The 19,166-nt window shown below is 72.3% G+C and carries 16 protein-coding genes and 2 pseudogenes; 5 read left to right on the plus strand and 13 right to left on the minus strand.

Annotation, left to right across the window (positions count from 1 at the left end):
• Nucleotides 1-15: 15 nt before the first annotated feature.
• Entirely contained in the window at nt 16-1,041 is a 1,026-nt protein-coding gene (locus IF11_RS0123740; RefSeq protein WP_030353731.1) for a substrate-binding domain-containing protein, read from the minus strand.
• A gap of 209 nt (nt 1,042-1,250) precedes the next feature.
• Here IF11_RS0123740 and IF11_RS0123745 point away from each other — a divergent pair, with 209 nt between their 5' ends.
• Nucleotides 1,251-2,642, plus strand: a complete 1,392-nt coding sequence (locus IF11_RS0123745; RefSeq protein ID WP_030353732.1) for an aminotransferase class I/II-fold pyridoxal phosphate-dependent enzyme — start codon at nt 1,251-1,253, stop codon at nt 2,640-2,642.
• Here the strand turns inward: IF11_RS0123745 and IF11_RS0123750 are convergent.
• A complete protein-coding gene (locus IF11_RS0123750) occupies nt 2,595-3,149 on the minus strand; it encodes a MarR family winged helix-turn-helix transcriptional regulator (RefSeq protein WP_030353733.1) in 555 nt (184 codons plus the stop codon). The genes IF11_RS0123745 and IF11_RS0123750 overlap by 48 nt on opposite strands.
• Before the next feature lie 150 nt (nt 3,150-3,299).
• Between IF11_RS0123750 and IF11_RS0123755 the strand changes: the two genes are divergently transcribed.
• Nucleotides 3,300-4,364: an alkene reductase gene (locus IF11_RS0123755; protein WP_030353734.1), complete on the plus strand. Its 1,065-nt coding sequence runs from the start codon at nt 3,300-3,302 to the stop codon at nt 4,362-4,364.
• Nucleotides 4,365-4,439: 75 nt separating this feature from the next.
• Here IF11_RS0123755 and thpD read toward each other — a convergent pair whose 3' ends face one another.
• The 5 genes from thpD to IF11_RS0123780 form a co-directional block, all read right to left on the minus strand.
• Nucleotides 4,440-5,336, minus strand: a complete 897-nt coding sequence (thpD, locus tag IF11_RS0123760) for an ectoine hydroxylase (protein WP_030353735.1) — start codon at nt 5,334-5,336, stop codon at nt 4,440-4,442.
• Between the two features lie 2 nt (nt 5,337-5,338).
• Entirely contained in the window at nt 5,339-5,737 is a 399-nt protein-coding gene (locus IF11_RS0123765) for an ectoine synthase (RefSeq protein WP_030353736.1), read from the minus strand.
• A 73-nt stretch (nt 5,738-5,810) separates the two neighbouring features.
• Complete coding sequence (gene ectB / locus IF11_RS0123770) at nt 5,811-7,079, minus strand: diaminobutyrate--2-oxoglutarate transaminase (protein WP_030353737.1); 1,269 nt, start codon at nt 7,077-7,079, stop codon at nt 5,811-5,813.
• A 203-nt stretch (nt 7,080-7,282) separates the two neighbouring features.
• Complete coding sequence (gene ectA, locus IF11_RS0123775; RefSeq protein ID WP_078490878.1) at nt 7,283-7,822, minus strand: diaminobutyrate acetyltransferase; 540 nt, start codon at nt 7,820-7,822, stop codon at nt 7,283-7,285.
• Between the two features lie 397 nt (nt 7,823-8,219).
• Nucleotides 8,220-9,335: a pyridoxal-phosphate-dependent aminotransferase family protein gene (locus tag IF11_RS0123780; RefSeq protein WP_030353739.1), complete on the minus strand. Its 1,116-nt coding sequence runs from the start codon at nt 9,333-9,335 to the stop codon at nt 8,220-8,222.
• A gap of 125 nt (nt 9,336-9,460) precedes the next feature.
• On the opposite strand from IF11_RS0123780, the gene IF11_RS0123785 reads away from it, so the two are divergent.
• Nucleotides 9,461-10,552, plus strand: a complete 1,092-nt coding sequence (locus IF11_RS0123785; protein WP_030353740.1) for an amidohydrolase family protein — start codon at nt 9,461-9,463, stop codon at nt 10,550-10,552.
• Between the two features lie 368 nt (nt 10,553-10,920).
• Nucleotides 10,921-11,850, plus strand: a complete 930-nt coding sequence (locus IF11_RS0123790) for an SCO1860 family LAETG-anchored protein (RefSeq protein WP_030353741.1) — start codon at nt 10,921-10,923, stop codon at nt 11,848-11,850.
• Between the two features lie 110 nt (nt 11,851-11,960).
• Here the strand turns inward: IF11_RS0123790 and IF11_RS0123795 are convergent.
• The 3 genes and pseudogenes from IF11_RS0123795 to IF11_RS42240 all read right to left on the minus strand — a co-directional run.
• Nucleotides 11,961-12,413 (minus strand): annotated as a pseudogene (locus IF11_RS0123795) (DUF4037 domain-containing protein); the annotation flags it as partial.
• Between the two features lie 3 nt (nt 12,414-12,416).
• Nucleotides 12,417-13,475, minus strand: a complete 1,059-nt coding sequence (gene cobC / locus IF11_RS0123800; protein WP_030353743.1) for an Rv2231c family histidinol phosphate aminotransferase CobC — start codon at nt 13,473-13,475, stop codon at nt 12,417-12,419.
• 293 nt (nt 13,476-13,768) lie between these two features.
• A pseudogene (locus IF11_RS42240) lies at nt 13,769-14,176 on the minus strand (cobalamin biosynthesis protein); the annotation flags it as partial.
• Nucleotides 14,177-14,254: 78 nt separating this feature from the next.
• Here IF11_RS42240 and IF11_RS0123815 point away from each other — a divergent pair.
• Nucleotides 14,255-15,001 carry a ZIP family metal transporter gene (locus IF11_RS0123815; protein ID WP_030353744.1) on the plus strand — a complete coding sequence of 249 codons (747 nt, stop codon included), beginning with the start codon at nt 14,255-14,257 and terminating at the stop codon, nt 14,999-15,001.
• A gap of 32 nt (nt 15,002-15,033) precedes the next feature.
• On the opposite strand, the gene IF11_RS0123820 is transcribed toward IF11_RS0123815, so the two are convergent.
• Genes IF11_RS0123820 through IF11_RS0123830 form a run of 3 tightly spaced genes read right to left on the minus strand, consistent with a single transcriptional unit; the run spans nt 15,034 to nt 19,153 of the window.
• Nucleotides 15,034-16,464: a cobyrinic acid a,c-diamide synthase CobB gene (locus IF11_RS0123820; RefSeq protein WP_030353745.1), complete on the minus strand. Its 1,431-nt coding sequence runs from the start codon at nt 16,462-16,464 to the stop codon at nt 15,034-15,036.
• Entirely contained in the window at nt 16,458-17,057 is a 600-nt protein-coding gene (gene cobO, locus IF11_RS0123825) for a cob(I)yrinic acid a,c-diamide adenosyltransferase (RefSeq protein ID WP_030353746.1), read from the minus strand. Before cobO ends, IF11_RS0123820 begins: the two co-directional genes overlap by 7 nt.
• Nucleotides 17,057-19,153, minus strand: a complete 2,097-nt coding sequence (locus IF11_RS0123830) for a putative cobaltochelatase (RefSeq protein WP_051746154.1) — start codon at nt 19,151-19,153, stop codon at nt 17,057-17,059. The genes cobO and IF11_RS0123830 overlap by 1 nt, the downstream gene beginning before the upstream one ends.
• Nucleotides 19,154-19,166: the final 13 nt, after the last annotated feature.

Consider the following 19,166-nt stretch of genomic DNA (forward strand, 5'->3'; position numbering starts at 1 on the left):
CGGGCTCCGGGTGGTTCAGACGGCGGGTAGGGCGGCGGGCACGGCGGCGGGCGCGGTGAGAAGGGCGGAGTCGGCCGGTACGGTCGCGAGCGCGGCCTCGGGGAACACCACGCCCGGATCGATGGGCTCGGGCCAGATCCCCTGCGCGTACAGCTCCTCGCAGAAGGCGCGGGTCATCTCCGCGTTGGGCTCGGCCCCGTACGGCATCCAGTCGTCGCCGAACAGCAGCGCCGACTCGGTCAGTTCGCCCAGCAGCCACGGGGTGGTGTCGGCGAGCAGCCGGCGGCGCTCGACCCAGCGGCGCTTGGACCGTTCCAGCCCCGCGAGCAGCGCGCCGGGCAGCGCGGGATGGGCCTCGACGATCTCCCGTTTGAGCGTGACCAGATGGATTCCGGGGACGAACCCGGTGGCCGCCCAGTAGTCGCGCTCGGCGGCCCGGTGATCGTGGAGCAGATGCCGGAAGCGGCTGGCCGGGGTGAACAGCTCCCGCGGCATGAACGGGGTGAGGATCGCGTCCAGCCGGCCGGCGGCGAGCTCCTCCTCCAGCGACTCGCCCTCGGCCATGGCCGAGACATACGACGGGAGCGGCCTGCTGCCCAGCCGGTCCTTGCCCGACTCCCCGAGAACCAGGGGCCCCACGCGCCACTCGACGCCCGTGAGATCCACCCCTTCGGCGCGCAGCAGGGCGCGGGTCCAGGTGTTGCCGGAGTCCGGCCAGCCGGTGAGCCCGATCCGGGCCCCGGCCAGCTCGCCGAGGGAGCGCAGCGGGCTGTCGGCCCGTACCAGCACGCAGCGCTGCCGGAAGCCGCGCATGACGAACGCGGGCAGCCCGACCAGCCGGTCGTCACCCGCCGCGCGGGCCTGGACATAGCGGCTGAACGAGGTCTCGCCCCCGTCGAGAGAGGGCTCGGCGAGTACGTCGGGGGTGACGTCCCGTGAGTCGACCCGGACCGTGAAGCCCGCTACCCCCACCATCCCCGTGGCCAGCGGTACGACATGGTCCCAGTCGCGAAGTCCCAGACGGATCACGGGAGATGACACAGCAGACACTCCTTGCAGGTGGTGCGTTTTCTCGCAACGTCACGCATAGCCCGTATTCAGCCTCAATCAGCCATATCCGGCCGTGCGATGGCTGGAACACTATTGTTCAGCGATAGGGCAAACAAGATCTGGTTTGTGTCCGAACATAAATTTTCCATGCCGTAACCTACGCAGCACATGCCAGGGTTCGGCCCGACGAGGGGTGGGCGATGCAGGAGAACGCGGTCGACAGGACATGGGCGGCCGGTCCGCGCGGCGCGGCCAGGCTGGCCGGGCGCATCACGGACACCAGCGCGCGCGGGGTCGCCGCCGTCATGACGGACCTCATCCGTTCCGGGGAGCTGGCGCCCGGCAGCACGCTGCCGACCGTCCGCGCCCTCGCCGCCGAGCTGGGCGTCAGCCCCGGTACCGTCGCGGACGCCTGGGCGGTGCTGCGCAGACACCGGATGATCACCACGCTCGGCCGGCGCGGCAGCGTCGTCAGCGGCCCGCCGGCGGTCCCGCACCCGGTCCGCTTCGAGCGCGTCGGTGACCTCGGCTCGCATCTGACGCTGGATCTCGCCGTCGCGGCCCCCGATCCGGCCCTGCTGCCCGCGCTGGAGGACGCCCTCCTCGCCGGGGCACGCAGTCCGCGGCTCAACGACTACTCACGCTCGGCCATCACGGCCGCGCTGCTGGACGCCGTACAGGGCACCTGGCCGTTCGAACCGGAAGCCTGGATGGCCGTGGGGGGCGGCTACGAAGGGGTGCAACTGCTCTGCCAGGCGCTGATCGTGCCGGGCGACCGGGTCGCGGTGGAGGATCCGACCGCCGCGCGGCTGCTGGACATCCTCGAAGCGCTCGACGCGCAGATCGTGCCCGTCGCCTGCGATGCCGAGGGGCCGCTCCCCGACTCCCTCGCGCGGGCGCTCGAACAGCGCCCGGCGCTCTTCCTGCACCAGTCGAGGGCCCAGGCGCCCTGCGGCTGGACGGTCGGCGAGGAGCGGGCGGCGGCGCTGGCGGCGACGCTGGAGGGCGCCCCGAACGTGCTCGTCCTGGAGGACGACGGCATCGGCCCCGTCGCCATGGCACCGGCCGCGAGCATCGGCGCGCATCTGCCGGGCCGCACGGTCCTGGTGCGCTCGTACTCCAAGTCGTACGGGCCCGATCTGCGCATCGCGGTGGTCGGCGGCCCCAAGGAAGTCGTCGAACGGGCGCGGGTGCTGCGTACGTTCGGTACGGGCTGGACCAGCCGGATCCTCCAGGACGCGCTGGCATATCTGCTCACCGACGACGGCACGACCGGGCACGTACGCGCCGCCGCCCGCCGCTACGACCTGCGGCGCACCGCCCTGGCCACGCGCCTCGCCGCGCACGGGGTGCCCACCGCGAACCGGGACGGGCTGATGCTCTGGGTGCCGGTGGTGGACGAGACGTCCGCGCTGGTCACCCTGGCGGCCCGGGGCGTCACCGTCTCACCGGGCAGCCGCTTCTGTGTCGCCTACTCCCGCCCCCACGTCCGGATCGCCACCAGCAGGCTCACGGAGGACCCGCACGCGCTGGACGAGACGGCCTCACTGATCGCGCTGGCCGCCTCCGCTTCGGCCGGCCGGATGGACTGACGGCCGTTCCGGACAGTTCGCCGCCTCCGTGCACAGGTTGGCCTCGACCTTCGCGAGCAGCCGGGCCAGCTCCGCGCGTTCGGTGTCGTCGAGACCCGCGAGGGTGTGCTCCTCCAGCTCCGTCCAGGCGCCCTCGACCTCGGAGCGCAGTGTGCAGCTGTCGCCGGTGGCCGTGACCAGTACGGCGCGCCGGTCCCGGGGGTCGGCGGAGCGCCGTACGTACCCCGCGTGGTCCAGCCGCTGGAGCATCTTGGTGACCGTCGAGGGGTCGAGATCCATCGACTTGATCAGCTCGGACTGCCGTACCGCGTCCGCGTCCCACAGGTGCATCATCAGAAACTCCTGGCCCGGGTAGAGGCCGGTGCGCCGCAGCAGCTTCCCCGCGGCGATCCGATGCAGCCGGGCGACCCGGGAGATGGCGTGGCTGAGCGGGCCGCCGCGCGCGGCGGCGGGCAGTCTGTCGGGACAGGCGGGGGTGTCAGAGGTCGCGGGCGGGTCCGAGGTCATGTCAGCGAGTTTAGCTTGGTTGGCCAATAATCGACCCCGGGAATGGACCCGGGTGACTCGCGGTTGATTACTTGGCCGACCGCATAATGTGTCGGCCGTATGTTGCCATGCCCTTGTAGCCGCCCTCTTCACGACCGCTATGGAGCCCCTATGACCACCGCGTTCGACCCGATCGATCTGTCCGGTACGCAGCTCACCAACCGCATCGCCATGGCCCCGATGACCCGCAGCCGGGCCTTCGGCCCCGGTAACTCGCCCACCGACTCGATGGTGGAGTACTACGCGCAGCGGGCCTCCGCCGGGCTGATCATCACCGAGGGCACCCAGCCTTCCGTCGTCGGCCAGGGCTACCCCGACACCCCCGGACTGCACAGCACGGAGCAGATCGCGGCCTGGCGCAGGGTCACCGACGCCGTGCACGCCAAGGGCGGCAAGATCTTCGCGCAGATCATGCACGCCGGCCGGATCGGCCACCCGGTCCTGCTGCCGGACGGCCTCGTCCCGGTCGGCGCCTCCGCCGTCGCCGCGCCGGGGCAGGTCTTCACCCATGACGGACCCAAGGACTTCATCGCCCCGCGCGAGCTGACCTCCGACGAAGTACGGGAGACGATCGCGGACTTCGCCGCGGCGGCCCGCAACGCGGTCGAGGCCGGCTTCGACGGCGTCGAGCTGCACGGCGCCAACGGCTATCTGATCCACCAGTTCCTGGCCCCCAACTCCAATCTGCGCACCGACGAGTGGGGCGGCTCCGACGAGGCCCGGATCCGCTTCGCGGTCGAGGTGACCCGCGCGGTCGCCGCGGAGATCGGCGCCGAGCGGACCGCGATCCGGATCTCGCCCGGCAACCCCTACAACGGGGTGTCGGAGCCCGACCCGGAGCCCGTGTACACCTCTCTGGTCAAGCAGCTGGAGCCGATCGGCCTCGCCTATCTGCATCTGATCGAGAACAACCGCGAACTGACGGTCGCCCTGCGCAAGCTGTTCTCCGGGACGTTCATCCTCAACGCCGCGACCGACGGCTTCACCGGCGCCGGCGAGCTGGCGCTGATCGAGGACGGCACCGCCGATCTGCTCTCCTTCGGCGCGCTCTTCCTCGCCAACCCCGATCTGCCGGCCCGGCTCAAGACGGACGGCCCGTACAACACCCCCGACCCGGCGTCGTTCTTCGGCGGCGACGACAAGGGCTACCTCGACTACCCGGCCCTGGAGAGCTGACCGGGACCGGCCGACGGAAAGGGGCGCGGGGCCGGTCGTGACGACCGGCCCCGCGCCCCGCGCGTTCACGACGTATCAGCGCACCGGGGTGAAGTCCCTGGCCCCGATGAAGTCCGGCCGCGGCACCGGCGCCGCGAACGGCGCCACCGCCGCGTTCTCCACGCTGTTGAACACGATGAAGACATTGCTGCGCGGGTACGGCGTGATGTTGTCGCCCGAGCCGTGCATGCAGTTGCAGTCGAACCAGGTCGCCGAACCGGCCTTGCCCGTGAAGAGCTTGATCCCGTGCTGGCCGGCCAGAGCCGTCAGCGCCTCGTGCGAGGGCGTGCCGGCGTCCTGCATCTTCAGCGACTGCTTGTAGTTGTCCTGCGGGGTCTCGCCCGCGCAGCCCAGGAACGACTTGTGCGACCCGGGCATGATCATCAGGCCGCCGTTGGTGTCGAAGTTCTCGGTCAGCGCGATGGAGACCGATACGGTCCGCATGTTCGGCAGCCCGTCCTCCGCGTGCCAGGTCTCGAAGTCCGAGTGCCAGTAGAAGCCCGAGGCGCCGAAGCCCGGCTTGACGTTGATCCGGGACTGGTGCACATAGACCTCGGAGCCGAGGATCTGCCGTGCGCGTCCTACCACCCGCTCGTCGCGTACGAGTCCGGCGAAGATCTCGCTGATGCGGTGGACCTCGAAGACGGACCGTACGTCCTGGGACTTGGGCTCGATGATCGAGCGCTCGTCCGCCCGTACCGCCGGGTCGGTGATCAGCCGCTCCAGCTCGGCGCGGTAGAGCGCCACCTCGTCCGGGCCGATCAGCTGCTCGACCGAGAGGAAACCGTCCCGCTCGAAGCGTCCGAGATCGTCCGGCGCGATCGGGCCCGGCGCGCCGGGTGCGGACCAGACGACGGGGTCCTGTCGAGGAGTGGTCACCTCGCCGAGGCCGCGCGTGGGGTACAGATCGGCCCGTACGGGGGTGGTGGTCATGGTCAGCCCTCCTCTGTCAGCAGCGGGTAGACACCGTTCTCGTCGTGGTCCTCCCGCCCGGTCACCGGTGGATTGAAGACACAGACGCAGCGGAAGTCGGTCTTCGGGCGCAGCGTGTGGTGCTCGTGCCCGTTCAGCAGATACATCGTGCCGGGGGCGATCCAGTGGGTCTCACCGGTCTCGTCGTTGGTGAGCTCGGCCTCGCCCTCGACGCACAGCACGGCCTCGATGTGGTTGGCGTACCACATCGATGTCTCCGTACCCGCGTACAGGATGGTCTCGTGGAGGGAGAAGCCGACCTTCTCCTTGGCGAGCACGATGCGCTTGCTCTCCCAGGTGCCCGAGGCCGACTTCACATGGCGGTCGGTGTTCTCGATGTCCTTGAACGATCGGACGATCACGGTGCCTCCGGTGCCTTTCTCTCAGGTGGCGATGGGTTGGGGCGGGCCGTACGGGGTGTACGGGGGGACGAGTTCAGGCGGTCTCGCGGACCGCGCGTTCCACGGTGCGCAGACCCTCGTCCAGCTCCTCCGCGGTGATGGTGAGCGGCGGCAGCAGCTTGACGACCTCGCTCTGCGGGCCCGAGGTCTCCAGCAGCAGCCCCAGCTCGAAGGCGCGGGCGCAGACGGCGGACGCGCGGCTCTTGTCCTCGAACTCCAGGCCCCAGACCAGGCCGCGGCCCCGGACATCAGGGACATCGCCGCTGCTCTCGGCGCGGATCGCCAGCAGTGCCTGTTCCACCTGCTCACCGCGGGCGATGGTCTGCTTCTCCATCTGGCCGTCGGCCCAGTACGTGGTGAGCGCGGCGGCGGCGGTGACGAACGCCGGGTTGTTGCCCCGGAAGGTGCCGTTGTGCTCACCGGGCTCCCAGACGTCCAGCTCCGGGTTGAACAGGCAGAGCGACATGGGGAGCCCGTACCCGCTGATGGACTTCGAAAGCGTGACGATGTCCGGTGTGATGCCCGCCTCCTCGAACGAGAAGAAGGCGCCGGTACGGCCGCAGCCCATCTGGATGTCGTCGACGATCAGCAGCATGTCCTGGCGGTGGCAGAGATCGGCCAGCGCGCGCAGCCACTCGGGCCTGGCGACATTGATGCCGCCCTCGCCCTGGATGGTCTCGACGATGACGGCGGCGGGCTTGTTCAGCCCGGAGCCCTGGTCCTCCAGCAGCCGTTCGAACCAGAGGAAGTCGGGGGTCTGGCCGTCCAGATAGTTGTCGAACGGCATCGGGGTGCCGTGCACCAGCGGGATACCGGCCCCGGCGCGCTTGAACGCGTTGCCGGTGACGGCGAGCGAGCCCAGCGACATGCCGTGGAAGGCGTTGGTGAAGGAGACGATCGACTCGCGGCCCTTCACCTTGCGGGCGAGCTTGAGGGCGGACTCGACCGCGTTGGTGCCGGTGGGCCCGGGGAACATGACCTTGTACGGCAGGTCACGCGGCCGGAGCACCACGTTCTGGAAGGACTCCAGGAACGCGCGTTTCGCGGTCGTCGCCATGTCGAGGCCGTGGGTGATGCCGTCACGCTCGATGTAGTCGATCAGCGCGCGTTTCAGCACCGGGTTGTTGTGGCCGTAGTTGAGTGAGCCGGCGCCGGCGAAGAAGTCGAGGTAGCCATGACCGTCCTCGTCGGTGAGGCGGGCGCCCTGCGCGCGGTCGAACACGGCGGGCCAGCCGCGGCAGTAGCTGCGCACCTCGGACTCAAGGGTCTCGAAAACGCTCAGTGCGGGCGGGGTGATGGTCACGGGGATCTCCTGCCGATTCGGGTGTGCGAGTGCGGTGATGGGAGAGAGCGGGAGTGTGCTCGGGGCTCGGACGCTCCTGCGCGGCGTACGTGTCATGACATGGCGCGACATGGCTCAGCGCGCTTCAGCGTTGTTCAGCGCGGCGTGGATGTACGCGGGCGCGGCGGCGCGGGAGCCCTCGGCGGGCTCCCGCGCGGGCGTGCTCAGGGCGAGAGCGGTCCGATGCGGTAGAGCACCTCCGGCTGGTGCACCCCGTCGGGGAACAGTCCGCCGTCGAAGAGGACCTCGCGTTCGAGCACCGCGCCGTGACGTGCGGCGTACGCGGTGAACAGCCGGTCCGAGGCGGTGTTGTCGGGGGTCACGGTCGTCTCGACGGCCGTGATGCCCCGCTCCTCGGTGACCCGGGCGGTCAGCTCGTCGAGCAGGGTGCCGGCGAGGCCGCGGCCGCGGTGGCTCGCGTCGACGGCCACCTGCCAGACGACCAGCGCCTCGGGGCGCTCCGGCCGTACGTACCCCGTGACGAAGGCGATCGGGGATCCCGTCTCGTCACGGGCTACGAGGGAGGTGGCGGCGAAGTCACGACACCAGAGCAAGTAGCTGTACGAGGAGTTGAGGTCCAGGACCTCGGAGTCGCGGGCGATGCGCCAGATCGCGGCTCCGTCCTCCACTCGTGGGGCGTCGATCGTGAAGGATCGGGGGAATTCGCTTCGGGCGCCTGCAAGGTCTGCTTGTGCGGCGGTCATACGGATTGAATTTACCCAGCAAATTCAAAAGATGCATCTTGGCCAGGGGTTGGGTGAGACGCCGGGCTGTGTTATCGCGCGGGCAGGTGACACCGGGTGCGCCGCCCGGAAAACAGGGTAAAATGTAGCGATATGGTGGGGTGAAGCGGGCGGATTTGTGGACTCGGTCACATATCCGTAACGCTCGGGAGACCGCCCGGAATCACACCGGGGACCCTGATGAAATCTTGGTGTTTAGGGCAGGGAAATGGGGGCAGACGAATACGGGAAGCTGCTCGCAATAAAATATCTTCCCGTATTCGCGAATTAATGCCCTCTTCAATTTATGGATACCGCAACCACATATGATCCGAAGGCCGGGGCGGCCATGGGGCCGGCACCCGCGGGTCCGGTGTGCCTAGGACGCGGCCCGGCTCCGCCATGCCTCGTCGGCCGCCCGTACCGCCGCCTCCGGGTCCACCGCGCCGCCGGAGCCGTCGAGCGCCGCGCCCAGCGCCAGCAGCGAGGACCGCACCGCGCCCGGGGTCGCGTCGGCGCCGTAGTGGTTGACCCGGATCATCTCCGAGGCGAGCGCCCCGCCGCCCGCGACCAGCGGCAGCGCCGGATCGGCGGCCAGCGCCTTCGCCACCACATCGGCGGCGTCCACCCCGGCCGGGGTACGGAGCGTCGTGGCCACCGGAGCGGCCTCGGCGGCCTCGTGGACGTACGGCGTCAGCCCGCCGCCCAGTGCCAGCGCGCCCGCGCGGGTGGCCGCCGCCGCCGAGGCGTGCCGGGCCATGACGGTCTCCGGGCCGGCCGCCTCGATGCGCTCCACACACGCCTCCAGCGCCAGCATCTCCAGCTGGGCGGGCGCGTGCGGCAGCGCCCGGCGCTCGCCGTCGATCCAGCGCTCCTTCCAGTCGAGGAGCGAGAGGTACGAGCGGCGCGGGGCCCGGGGGTTGGCGGCGAACCGCTCCCAGGCGCGCCCGCTCACGGACACCGCGGAGACCCCGGCGGGGCCGCCCATCGCCTTCTGCGCGCCGATCACGCACAGATCCACCCCCCAGGCGTCGGTGAGCAGCGGCTCGGCGGCCACCGACGCCACGGCGTCCAGCATGAACAGCGCGCCATGGGCCCGTACCACCTCGCCGATCTCCGCGACCGGGTTGGTGTTGCCGGTCGCCGCCTCCGCGTGCACCAGCGAGACGAAGTCGATCTCGGGGTGGGCGGCCAGCGTCCGTTCGACCGCCTCCGCGGTCACGGCCGTATGGAACGGCACCTCCAGGTCCACGACCACCGCGCCGCAGTCGCGCAGCCAGTCCCCGAAGGTCTGCCCGTACGGCCCCGTGACGACGTTCAGCGCGGTGGAACCGGGCCCCGCGCCGCCGCGGATGCAGCCCTCCAGCGGCAGCAGCGCCTCGCCCTGCATGATCACGACATCGTTCTCGGTGGCGAGGAGCGAGGCCACGCGGCGCTCGATGGCGGCGAAGTGCGCGGCGGTCAGCGGGGGCAGGTCCAGCAGCGGGTGTGTCACGGCGGTGCTCTCTTCGGTGGGCCGCCCCGCGTGGGCGGGGCTTCGGGACGGGCGGGGGGCGGGGGCCGGACCGTTGTGCGGAACTCCCCGGTCGAGGGTACTCACGGCCTCGTACAGTGCTGCTCATGAGTGATCACACGGTGCTGCGGGTGAAGGGGCGGGTGCTCGTCGGCCCCGAGGAGGCCAGGGACGAGCTGTGGGTCGTGGACGGCAGGATCACCTACGAGCGGCCGGCCGGCGTCCGCGATGTCCTCACGGTCGAGGGCTGGGCGCTGCCCGGCCTGGTCGACGCCCACTGCCATGTCGGCCTCGACCACCACGGCGCGGTCGACGAGGCGACCAGCGAGAAGCAGGCGCTCGACGAGCGCGAGGCGGGCGCCCTGCTGCTCAGGGACGCCGGATCGCCCGCGGACACCCGCTGGATCGACGACCGCGAGGATCTGCCGAAGATCATCAGAGCGGGCCGCCATATCGCCCGCACCCGCCGCTACATCCGCAACTACGCCCATGAGATCGAGCCGGAGGACCTGGTCGCGTATGTCGCCAGGGAGGCCGGGCGCGGCGACGGCTGGGTGAAGCTCGTCGGTGACTGGATCGACCGCGACGCGGGCGATCTCACCGCCTGCTGGCCGCGCGCCGAGGTCGAGGAGGCCATCGCGGAGGCGCACCGGCTCGGGGCCAGGGTCACCGCGCACTGCTTCGCCGAGGCCGCCCTCCGCGATCTCGTCGAGGCGGGCATCGACTGCGTCGAGCACGCGACCGGGCTCACCGAGGACACCGTCCCGCTCTTCGCGGAGCGTGGCGTCGCGATCGTCCCGACGCTGGTCAACATCGCCACGTTCCCGCGGCTCGCGGCCGGCGGGCAGGACAAGTTCCCGCGCTGGTCGGCGCATATGAACCGGCTGTACGAGCGCCGCTACGACACCGTGCGCGCGGCCTACGACGCGGGCGTCCCGGTCTTCGTCGGCACGGACGCGGGCGGCGGTCTGGCCCATGGTCTGGTGGCGGGCGAGGTCGAGGAGCTGACGAAGGCCGGGATCCCCCCGCTGGCGGCGCTCTCGGCGACCACCTGGGGTGCGCGCGAGTGGCTGGGCCGCCCGTCGCTGGAGGAGGGCGCTCCCGGCGACCTGGTGGTGTACGGCGAGGATCCGCGCGCGGACGTACGGGTCCTGGCGGCGCCGCGGCGGATCGTGCTGAACGGACAGATCGTCGGCTGACCTGGGCGCGGTGACGGCCGGCCCGACCCGGCCCGACCCGGGCCGGCTCGATCCGGGCGGGGCGGCGCTCGGTTGACGGAGGCGTGACGCGGGGCGGCCGGTGTCGTTGAACTTCCTTACGCGCTCCCGGGCGGAGGGAGCGGCGTACCGCTCCTGCCCTCTGACGCGCCGTCACCGTGGGGGCCCGAGGAACTCATGTGCCACAAGAATCGAATATGAACCCGGAAACCCCACTTTGGAGTGAACTCACCCCAGGTGTCTGCCAGTTCACTCTCCGTGCGTAAAGATTCCGGTGTCTCGGTCGCCACCGCCCCGTGTCCCCGTTGGGCGGGCCGGCGACGCCAAATCTCTTGTGGGGGTTCCACATCTTGAACAGCAACACCTTCCGCATGCCCGCACGCCGTGCCGCCGCCCTGATGGCCGCCGGCGCACTGACGGCGGGCCCTCTGCTCCTCGCCGCTCCGGCGCGGGCCACCGAGGGCGCGGGCGACGGGCGGGCGACCGCGGTCGTGCTCAGGACCGGCCTCGACGTGTCCCTGCTCAACAAGACCCTCAACGTGCCCCTGCGGGCCGCCCTGAATGAGGTGTCGGCGCCCGCGAGCGCGGACAAGACGACGCTGAGCGTCCAGCTCGACGGGGTCGACCAGGGCAGGGCCGTCACCGTGCTGCGCGCCGACGTGGCCACCGCGAGGGCGACGGCCGACGCGCACAGGGCGGAGGGATACAGCAACCTCGCCCACGCGAAGGTGCATGTGCCCGGACTGCCGCTGCTCTCGCTCATCGAGATCCAGGAGGTCACCTCCAAGGCGGTCTGCGCGGCGGGGAAGCGGCCGGTCGCCGAGTCGGAACTGCTCGGCCAGGTGACCGTGCTCGGCAAGCGCGTCACGCTCTCCGCGGGCGGTCCCACCCGCGTCGAGGTGCCGGGTGTGGGCGAGGTGACGCTCGATCTGTCGAAGACGCACACCACGTCCCGCACGGCCGCGGCCAGCGCGCTCGAACTGCGGGTGTCGATCAACCCGCTCAAGCTGAATGTCGCCGAGGTCGAGGGCACCGTCACGCTCGCCGGGGCCACCTGCGAGTCGCCGAATGCGCCCGCGGCCACGGCGACGCCGGAACCGGAGAAGTCCGCGCCCGCGAAGGCCGATACGAAGCCGCAGACCGTGGCGGAGCCGGTCGAGGAGAACCTCGCGGAGACGGGCGGCAACTCCATGACGCCGTATCTGGCGGGCGGTGCGGTGGCGCTGCTCGGGGCGGGCGGCGGAGCGCTGCTGCTGGCGAGGGCGGCCCGCCGGCGCTGACCGCCGGACTTACTCGTCCAGGTCCGGGGGCCCGGGGGCGGTCCGGGGGCTGGGAGCGGGAGGCGCTTCCGGCCCCCGGGTCTTCGGCCGGGGCATCGGCGCCCGGGCGGCTACCCGATGGCCCGGGTGGCGGACCGCACCGACTCCGTGAGGTTCAGGAGGTCGGTGCTGTCCGCCCACTGGTCCACGCTGCCCGTCAGCGGCCGTCCCCGTAGCTCCGGATCCGTGACCGTCGCCGCCAGCGCCCGCGCGAACCGTTCGGCGTGCAGCACCTGGAACGGCCGGCTGTGATAGCTCCGGCACGCCGGATCCACCGGTTCGGCGAGCCCGGAGTCGTTCTGCAGCGCGGCCACCGTCTCGTACGCCTCGCACAGCCCGCGTTCCCGCTCCGGGTACTCCGCCGCCGCCAGCGCGCTCCGCAGCGACGGCAGCAGGCCGCCGGCCACGTCCAGCCGTCCGAACGCACTGCCCAGCCACTTGCCGTACGGCGCGTACCGCCGCTCCAGGAGCAGACACAGCCGCATGAGATCGCGCACCAGCCGGCCCGCGACCACCGCCGAGCCGCGTCAGCCGACCGCCATCAGCGCCTGGTCCAGGGCCTGAAGGAAACGGTTCGTCGTGGCCCGGTCGCGGACCGCGAGCCGCAGCCAGTCGTGGTCGAGCCCCGGGAACGTGTCCCCGCGCCGGGCGGCGAAGCCCAGCGTGCGCAGCCTGGCCCGCACCGCGTCCGCGCGCTTCACCCGTATCAGCACGAACGGCCCCTCCGCCGCCTCCACCGCCCGGACCTCCTCGAACTCCGCGAGCCCGGCCAGCAGATGCGCGCGTTCCACCGCGATCCGGCACGCCGCCCGCTCCGCCTCCGCGAGCGCGGCGGGGGACATGCACGCCTCCGCCGCCGCCAGCGCGGGCGTCGAGACGGGCCACAGCGGCTGCGCGCGCTCCAGCGCCGCGACCGTGCACGGCTCGGCCAGCACATAGCCGATCCGCAGGCCCGCCAGGCCCCAGGTCTTGGTGAGGCTGCGCAGCACGACCAGCCCCGGCACGTCCATACGCCCGGCCAGCGCCTCCGGCTCGCCCGGCACCGCGTCCATGAACGCCTCGTCCACCACCAGCGTCCGGCCGGGACGGGCCAGCTTCGCTATCGCCTCGGCCGGGTGGAGCACGGACGTCGGATTGGTCGGATTCCCGAGCACCACCAGATCCGCTTCGTCGGGCACGGCCTCCGGATCCAGCCGGAAGCCGTCCGCCGCGCGCAGCAGCACCCGCCGTACCTCATGCCCCGCGTCCCGCAGCGCCGCCTCCGGTTCGGTGAACTGCGGATGGACCACCACGGGCCGACGGGCCGGCAGCGCGCGGGCCAGCAGCACGAACGCCTCCGCCGCCCCCGCCGTCAGCAGCACCCGCTCCACCGGCAGTCCGTGCCGCGCCGCGACCGCCGCGCGGGCCGCCCGCCCGTCGGGATACGCGGCGAGCCCGGCCAGCGAGTCGGCGATGCACGCGCGCAGCCAGTCCGGGGGAGTGCCCGTACGGACGTTGACCGCGAGATCGATCAGCCCCGCGGCCCCGTCCCGTACTTCGGCGTCGCCGTGATGGCGCAGGTCGTGGCTGTCAGCGCGCGTAGACATGGCCGTCACGGGGGTCGTCGCCGGATATGGCGTCCGGCGTGTGCGACGGGGCCGACGACGGCCGCGAAAGCGACAGCCAGGGAAGCGACCGCGATCCCCGCTGCCGGGACGTCACTCCCCGGCTGTTCTCGATGGACTGGACGACGCGGATCACCGGGCTCCTCTCCCTTTCTCCCGCCACCGGTGTCCCGGGGCGTCACCACACGGTCCGCGCTCTGCCGCGAGGCCGCTGCTCTCTGTCTGCTCTGTCTGCTCTCTCTGCTCTCTGTCTACCGCCAACACCGACATCATTTCCGCCCGGGCCGGTTCCACTCCGACTGGCTCCTATCCGCCACGGCACAGGTGACCGACCCGGGGCCGGCGCCGGAGCCGGACTTCCGTTTCGGTACGAGGAGTTCGCCCCCGCCCGCGAGCGCGGCGGCCTCGGCGACGGACGGTGTCCCCAGCGCCGCCAGCGGCGCACCGGACGGATTCGGTACGGGGACCGCCGCCAGCAGCGCGGCCGGATACCCCCTCAGGGGGACGCCGAGCCGCGCCGCCGCCCCGGCGATCCCGGCCTCACCGGTCCTGCTCTCGACCGTCGCCAGCTCGACGACGGAGCGCGGCGAGAGCCCGGCGTCCCGCAGCGTGGTCCCGATCAGCCCGAGCACCTCCGCCAGGGCCACCCCGGAGCGCGCTCCGACCCCCACGACAAGCCTCGGCTCCAGGTCGCGCCTTGGGTGTTCCGGCTCGTGCCCCGGATGTGCGAAGTACCGCTCCGATCGGCTATGCAGGGGCCCATGGCGGTGTTCGTCGCGCTCGGCGCGTTCCTCATGACGCTGTTCGGCGGCTGGACGGCGCAGCGCGTCACCGACCGCCGCCATCTCGTGCTGGGCCTGGCCGGGGGGCTGATGCTCGGCGTGGTCGGACTGGATCTGCTGCCCGAGGCGATGCACGCCGCGGGCAGCGAGATCCTGGGAGTGCCCCAGGCACTGCTGCTGTTCGTCGGCGGCTTTCTCGTAGCCCATCTGGTGGAACGTTTGCTCGCCGTCCGCCGCGCGTCCCACGGCGGCGACCCGCACGGCCCGGGCCACCCGGCCGGCGAGCGGGTGCCCCAGGTGGGGCTGACGGCCGCGGCGGCCATGGTCGGCCACAGCCTGATGGACGGCATCGCGCTCGGCGCGGCCTTCCAGGTCGGCGGCGGCATGGGCACCGCCGTCGCCCTCGCCGTCATCGCCCATGACTTCGCCGACGGCTTCAACACGTACACGATCACCAGCCTGTACGGGAACGACCGGCGCAGGGCGGTCACGATGCTGGTCGCGGACGCGATCGCGCCGGTGCTCGGCGCCGCGTCCACCCTGCTGTTCACCCTCCCGGCCGAAGCGCTCGGCAGCTACCTCGGCTTCTTCGGCGGCGTCCTGCTCTATCTCGCCGCCGCCGAGATCCTGCCCGAGGCGCACCACGACCACCCGGCGCGCTCCACGCTGCTGTGCACGGTCCTCGGCGTGGGCTTCATCTGGGTGGTGGTCGGCGTCGCCGACTGAGCCGCGGCGCGCGTTCCCCCGGGGCCCGTCCGTCACGTCGTACATCGCTCCACGAGACATCTCTCCACGAACCGCCGCGCCAGCTCCGGCGCCGCCGCCCAGTGCGTATGCAGATAGCTCGCGTGCACGCCCTGCTGGACGAACCCCTCCACCCGGCGCTCCGGGTGCACCACCCCCCACGCCGGAGCCGCCCCGGCGCCCGGCTCCAGCACCGTCCGGTGGAACTCATGCCCCCGTACGCGCGTACCGGCCCGCGCCAGCGCGCTGTCGCCGACCGCCACCGCCTCCCGGTAGCCCAGCGTCAGCCGCCCCGACATCCGCGCGTCGGCCGCCAGCACCCCGCACATCGGCGCCCCGTCCAGGGAGCGCGCCAGATACAGCAGCCCGGCGCACTCCGCGGCCACCGGAGCGCCGGAGTGCGCCAGCTCCGCCACGGCCTTGCGCAGCGGCTCATTGGCGGACAGCTCCGGCGCGTACACCTCGGGGAAGCCGCCGCCGATCACCAGACCCCGGGTGCCTTCCGGGAGTTCCTCGTCACGCAGCGGATCGAACGGGACGACATCCGCGCCCGCGGCCGTCAGCAGCTCGGTGTGCTCCGCGTACGAGAAGGTGAAGGCGGACCCGCCGGCCACCGCGACCACCGGCCGGCCGGCGCCCGCCACGGGGGCTACCGGCTCGACCGCCGGCTCCCACGGCGTCACATCGAGCGCCGGCGCACTGCGCGCGAGCGCCAGCAGCGCCTCCAGATCGCACCCCGCCCGCACCCGCGCGGCCAGCTCCCGCATCGAGCCGACCGCCTCCGCGCGCCGCTCCGCGACCGGCACCAGACCCAGATGGCGCGAGGGAGCGGTGACCCCGTCGGCGCGCCGCAGCACCCCCATGACCGGTACGCCCGACTCGTCCAGCGCGTCGCGCAGCAGCCGTTCATGCCGGTCGGTGGCGACCTTGTTGAGGATCACCCCGCCGATCCGTACCTCCGGATCCCAGGAGGCGAAGCCATGCACCAGCGCCGCCACCGAACGCGACTGCGACGAGGCGTCCACCACCAGGACCACCGGCGCGCGCAGCAGCTTCGACACCTGTGCGGTGGAGGCCAGTTCGCCCTGGCCCGAGGCGCCGTCGTAGAGCCCCATCACGCCCTCGACGACCGCCAGGTCACAGCCCGCGGCGCCATGCGCGAACAGTGGCCCGATCAGACCGGGACCGCACATGTACGCGTCGAGATTGCGGCCGGGCCGGACGCGGTCGGCCGATCCCGCCGCGCCGGCCGCTCCGGAGGCGCCGGACGCCCCCGGCGACACGGCCAGCGCGTGATACCCCGGATCGATGTAGTCGGGCCCGACCTTGTGCGGGGACACGGCCAGACCGCGTTCCGAGAAGGCCGCCATCAGCCCCGTCGCGACCGTGGTCTTGCCGCTCCCGGAGGCGGGGGCGGCGATGACCAGCCGCGGGACGTTCACCACTCGATACCCCTCTGGCCCTTCTGGCCCGCGTCCATCGGATGCTTGACTTTTGTCATCTCCGTCACGAGATCCGCGAAGTCCAGCAGCTTCTCCGGGGCGTTGCGCCCGGTGATCACCACATGCTGGGTGCCGGGACGCTCCCGCAGCACCTCGATCACCTCGTCGGTGTCCACCCACCCCCAGTGCAGCGGATAGGCGAACTCGTCCAGCACGTACAGCTTGTGCGTCTCGGCCGCCAGATCGCGCTTGACCTGCTCCCAGCCCTCGCGCGCCGCCTCCTCGTTGGAGTACTGCGCGTCGCGCTGCACCCAGGACCAGCCCTCGCCCATCTTGTGCCAGGCGACCGGACCGCCCTCGCCGCTCGCCCCCAGCACCTTCAGCGCCCGCTCCTCGCCGACCTTCCACTTCGCTGATTTCACGAACTGGAACACCCCGACCGGCCACCCCTGCGTCCAGGCGCGCAGCGCGAGCCCGAACGCCGCCGTCGACTTGCCCTTGCCGGTGCCCGTGTGGACGAGGACGAGCGGACGGTTGCGGCGCTGGCGGGTGGTGAGCCCGTCGTCCGGTACGGATTCCGGCTGTCCCTGTGGCATTAAGCGGCCCTCCTGGGTCGTCCGTTGTGTGCCCGGTCCTGCTGTACATCCCGCTGTACGTCCCTGACCAGGCCGGCGATGCTGTCCGCGCGCAGTTCGTCGAGCGTGATGGCCGTGCCCTCCAGATCCGCCGCGAGCGACGCGGCCAGACCGAGCCGTACCGGACCCGACTCGCAGTCCACGACCACCGAGGCCGTCCCCTCCGAGGCGTGCAGCCGCGCCGCGCGCGCCGCCAGTGCCACCGGGTCCGCGCCGCCCGCCGTCCGTGCGCCGGTCGCCCGGCCGTCCGTCACCACGAGCAGCAGCGGACGCCGCGCCGGGTCCCGCATCCGCTCCACCCGCAGTACGTCATGCGCCTTGAGCAGCCCGGCGGCGAGCGGCGTACGCCCGCCCGTCGGCAGCGACTCCAGCCGGGCAGCCGCCGCGTCCACGGACGAGGTGGGCGGCAGCGCCACCTCCGCCTCCTTGCCCCGGAAGGTGATCAGTCCGACCTTGTCGCGCCGCTGGTACGCGTCCAGCAGCAGCGAGAGCACCGCCCCCTTCACCGCGCTCATCCGCCGCCTGGCCGCCATCGAACCGGACGCGTCGACCACGAACAGCACGAGGTTCCCCTCGCGCCCCTCCCGGGTCGCCTGCCGCAGATCGTCCTTGCGCACCACCAGACCGGGACCGCTGCGGCCCCGCGCCCGCTGGTGCGGCGCCGCCGCCTGTACGGTCGCCGCCAGATGCAGCTTGGTGAGCGCGCCCCTGGGCTGCCGGGACCCGGTCGTCCTGCCGTGCTCGGTACGGGCCCGGGAGCGCCGCCCGGCCGCCCCCTCGCCCAGACCCGGCACGCTCAGCGTCTTCGTACGGAACGGCTCGGCGGCCCGTACGGCGGACTGCTCACCGGCGCCGCCGCGCCGCGGCTGTCCCTGGGGCTCGGGCTCCGCTTCCACGGGCGTGTCGTCCTGACCGGACCCGGACTCGGGCGGCGTGTCGGGGCCCTCGGACCCTTCGGATCCCTCCGGACCGGACTGCGGCGGGATGCCACCGCCACCGCCGGGCCCGTCCGGACCCGGGTCGTCGTCCCCGCCGTCGCCGTCCTCGCCCTTGAACTCGTCCAGCGTGTCGTCGAGCTTGTCCTCGTCGAGCCCCGGCGCGTCGAAGGGGTTACGGCGCCGCCGGTGCGGCAGCGCGAGCAGCGCGGCCTGCCGTACGTCCTCGGCGAGCACGTCCGTACGCCCCGCCCACGCGGCCAGCGCGGTCGCGGTCCGCGCCATCACGATGTCCGCCCGCATCCCGTCCACCTCGAACGCGGCGCAGGTCGCGGCGATCCGGAGCAGCGCCGCGTCCCCGAGCCGCACCTCGGGCAGCAGCGCCCGCGCGGCGACGATCCGGGCCCGCAGCGCGGTCTCCTCCTCGGCCCAGCGCGCCGCGAACCCGGCCGGCTCGTCGTCGTACGCCAGCCGCCGCCGTACGACCTCCACCCGCTGCTCCGGCTCGCGCGAGGCCGCGACCTCCACGGTCAGCCCGAAGCGGTCCAGCAACTGCGGCCGCAGCTCGCCCTCCTCGGGATTCATCGTCCCGACGAGCAGGAAGCGCGCCGCGTGCCGTACGGAGACGCCCTCGCGCTCGACGTACGAGGCACCCATGGCGGCGGCGTCCAGCAGCAGGTCGACCAGGTGGTCATGGAGGAGGTTGACCTCGTCGACGTAGAGCACCCCTCGGTGCGCGTCGGCGAGCAGGCCGGGCTCGAAGGCCTTCACGCCCTCGGACAGCGCCCGTTCGATGTCCAGCGCGCCGACGAGCCGGTCCTCCGAGGCGCCCACGGGCAGCTCGACCATCCGGGCGGGCCGGGACGTACCGGGCGCCGTCTCGTGCGGCCCGTCCGGGCACCGCGGATCGGGCGCGGCGGGATCGCAGCTGAACCGGCACCCGGCGACGACCGGCACCTCCGGCAGGAGCGCCGAAAGGGCGCGTACGGCCGTGGACTTGGCGGTGCCCTTCTCACCCCGGACGAGAACACCGCCCACGGCGGGGCTCACCGCGTTGAGCAACAGGGCGAGCCGCAGATCGTCCATTCCCACCACGGCGGTGAACGGAAAAGGGGTGCTCATATGCTGATCGCTC

The organism is Streptomyces scopuliridis RB72 (assembly GCF_000718095.1).
GTDB classification, from domain to species: domain Bacteria; phylum Actinomycetota; class Actinomycetes; order Streptomycetales; family Streptomycetaceae; genus Streptomyces; species Streptomyces scopuliridis.

Coding starts and splice junctions, on each gene's coding strand:
- IF11_RS0123755 (WP_030353734.1), top strand. CDS start 3,300: ATGACCACCGCGTTCGACCCGATCGATCTGTCCGGTACGCAGCTCACC.
- IF11_RS0123815 (WP_030353744.1), top strand. CDS start 14,255: ATGGCGGTGTTCGTCGCGCTCGGCGCGTTCCTCATGACGCTGTTCGGC.
- ectA (WP_078490878.1), bottom strand. CDS start 7,822: ATGACCGCCGCACAAGCAGACCTTGCAGGCGCCCGAAGCGAATTCCCC.
- IF11_RS0123785 (WP_030353740.1), top strand. CDS start 9,461: ATGAGTGATCACACGGTGCTGCGGGTGAAGGGGCGGGTGCTCGTCGGC.
- IF11_RS0123745 (WP_030353732.1), top strand. CDS start 1,251: ATGCAGGAGAACGCGGTCGACAGGACATGGGCGGCCGGTCCGCGCGGC.
- thpD (WP_030353735.1), bottom strand. CDS start 5,336: ATGACCACCACCCCCGTACGGGCCGATCTGTACCCCACGCGCGGCCTC.
- cobC (WP_030353743.1), bottom strand. CDS start 13,475: ATGTCTACGCGCGCTGACAGCCACGACCTGCGCCATCACGGCGACGCC.
- cobO (WP_030353746.1), bottom strand. CDS start 17,057: ATGCCACAGGGACAGCCGGAATCCGTACCGGACGACGGGCTCACCACC.
- IF11_RS0123750 (WP_030353733.1), bottom strand. CDS start 3,149: ATGACCTCGGACCCGCCCGCGACCTCTGACACCCCCGCCTGTCCCGAC.
- IF11_RS0123830 (WP_051746154.1), bottom strand. CDS start 19,153: ATGAGCACCCCTTTTCCGTTCACCGCCGTGGTGGGAATGGACGATCTG.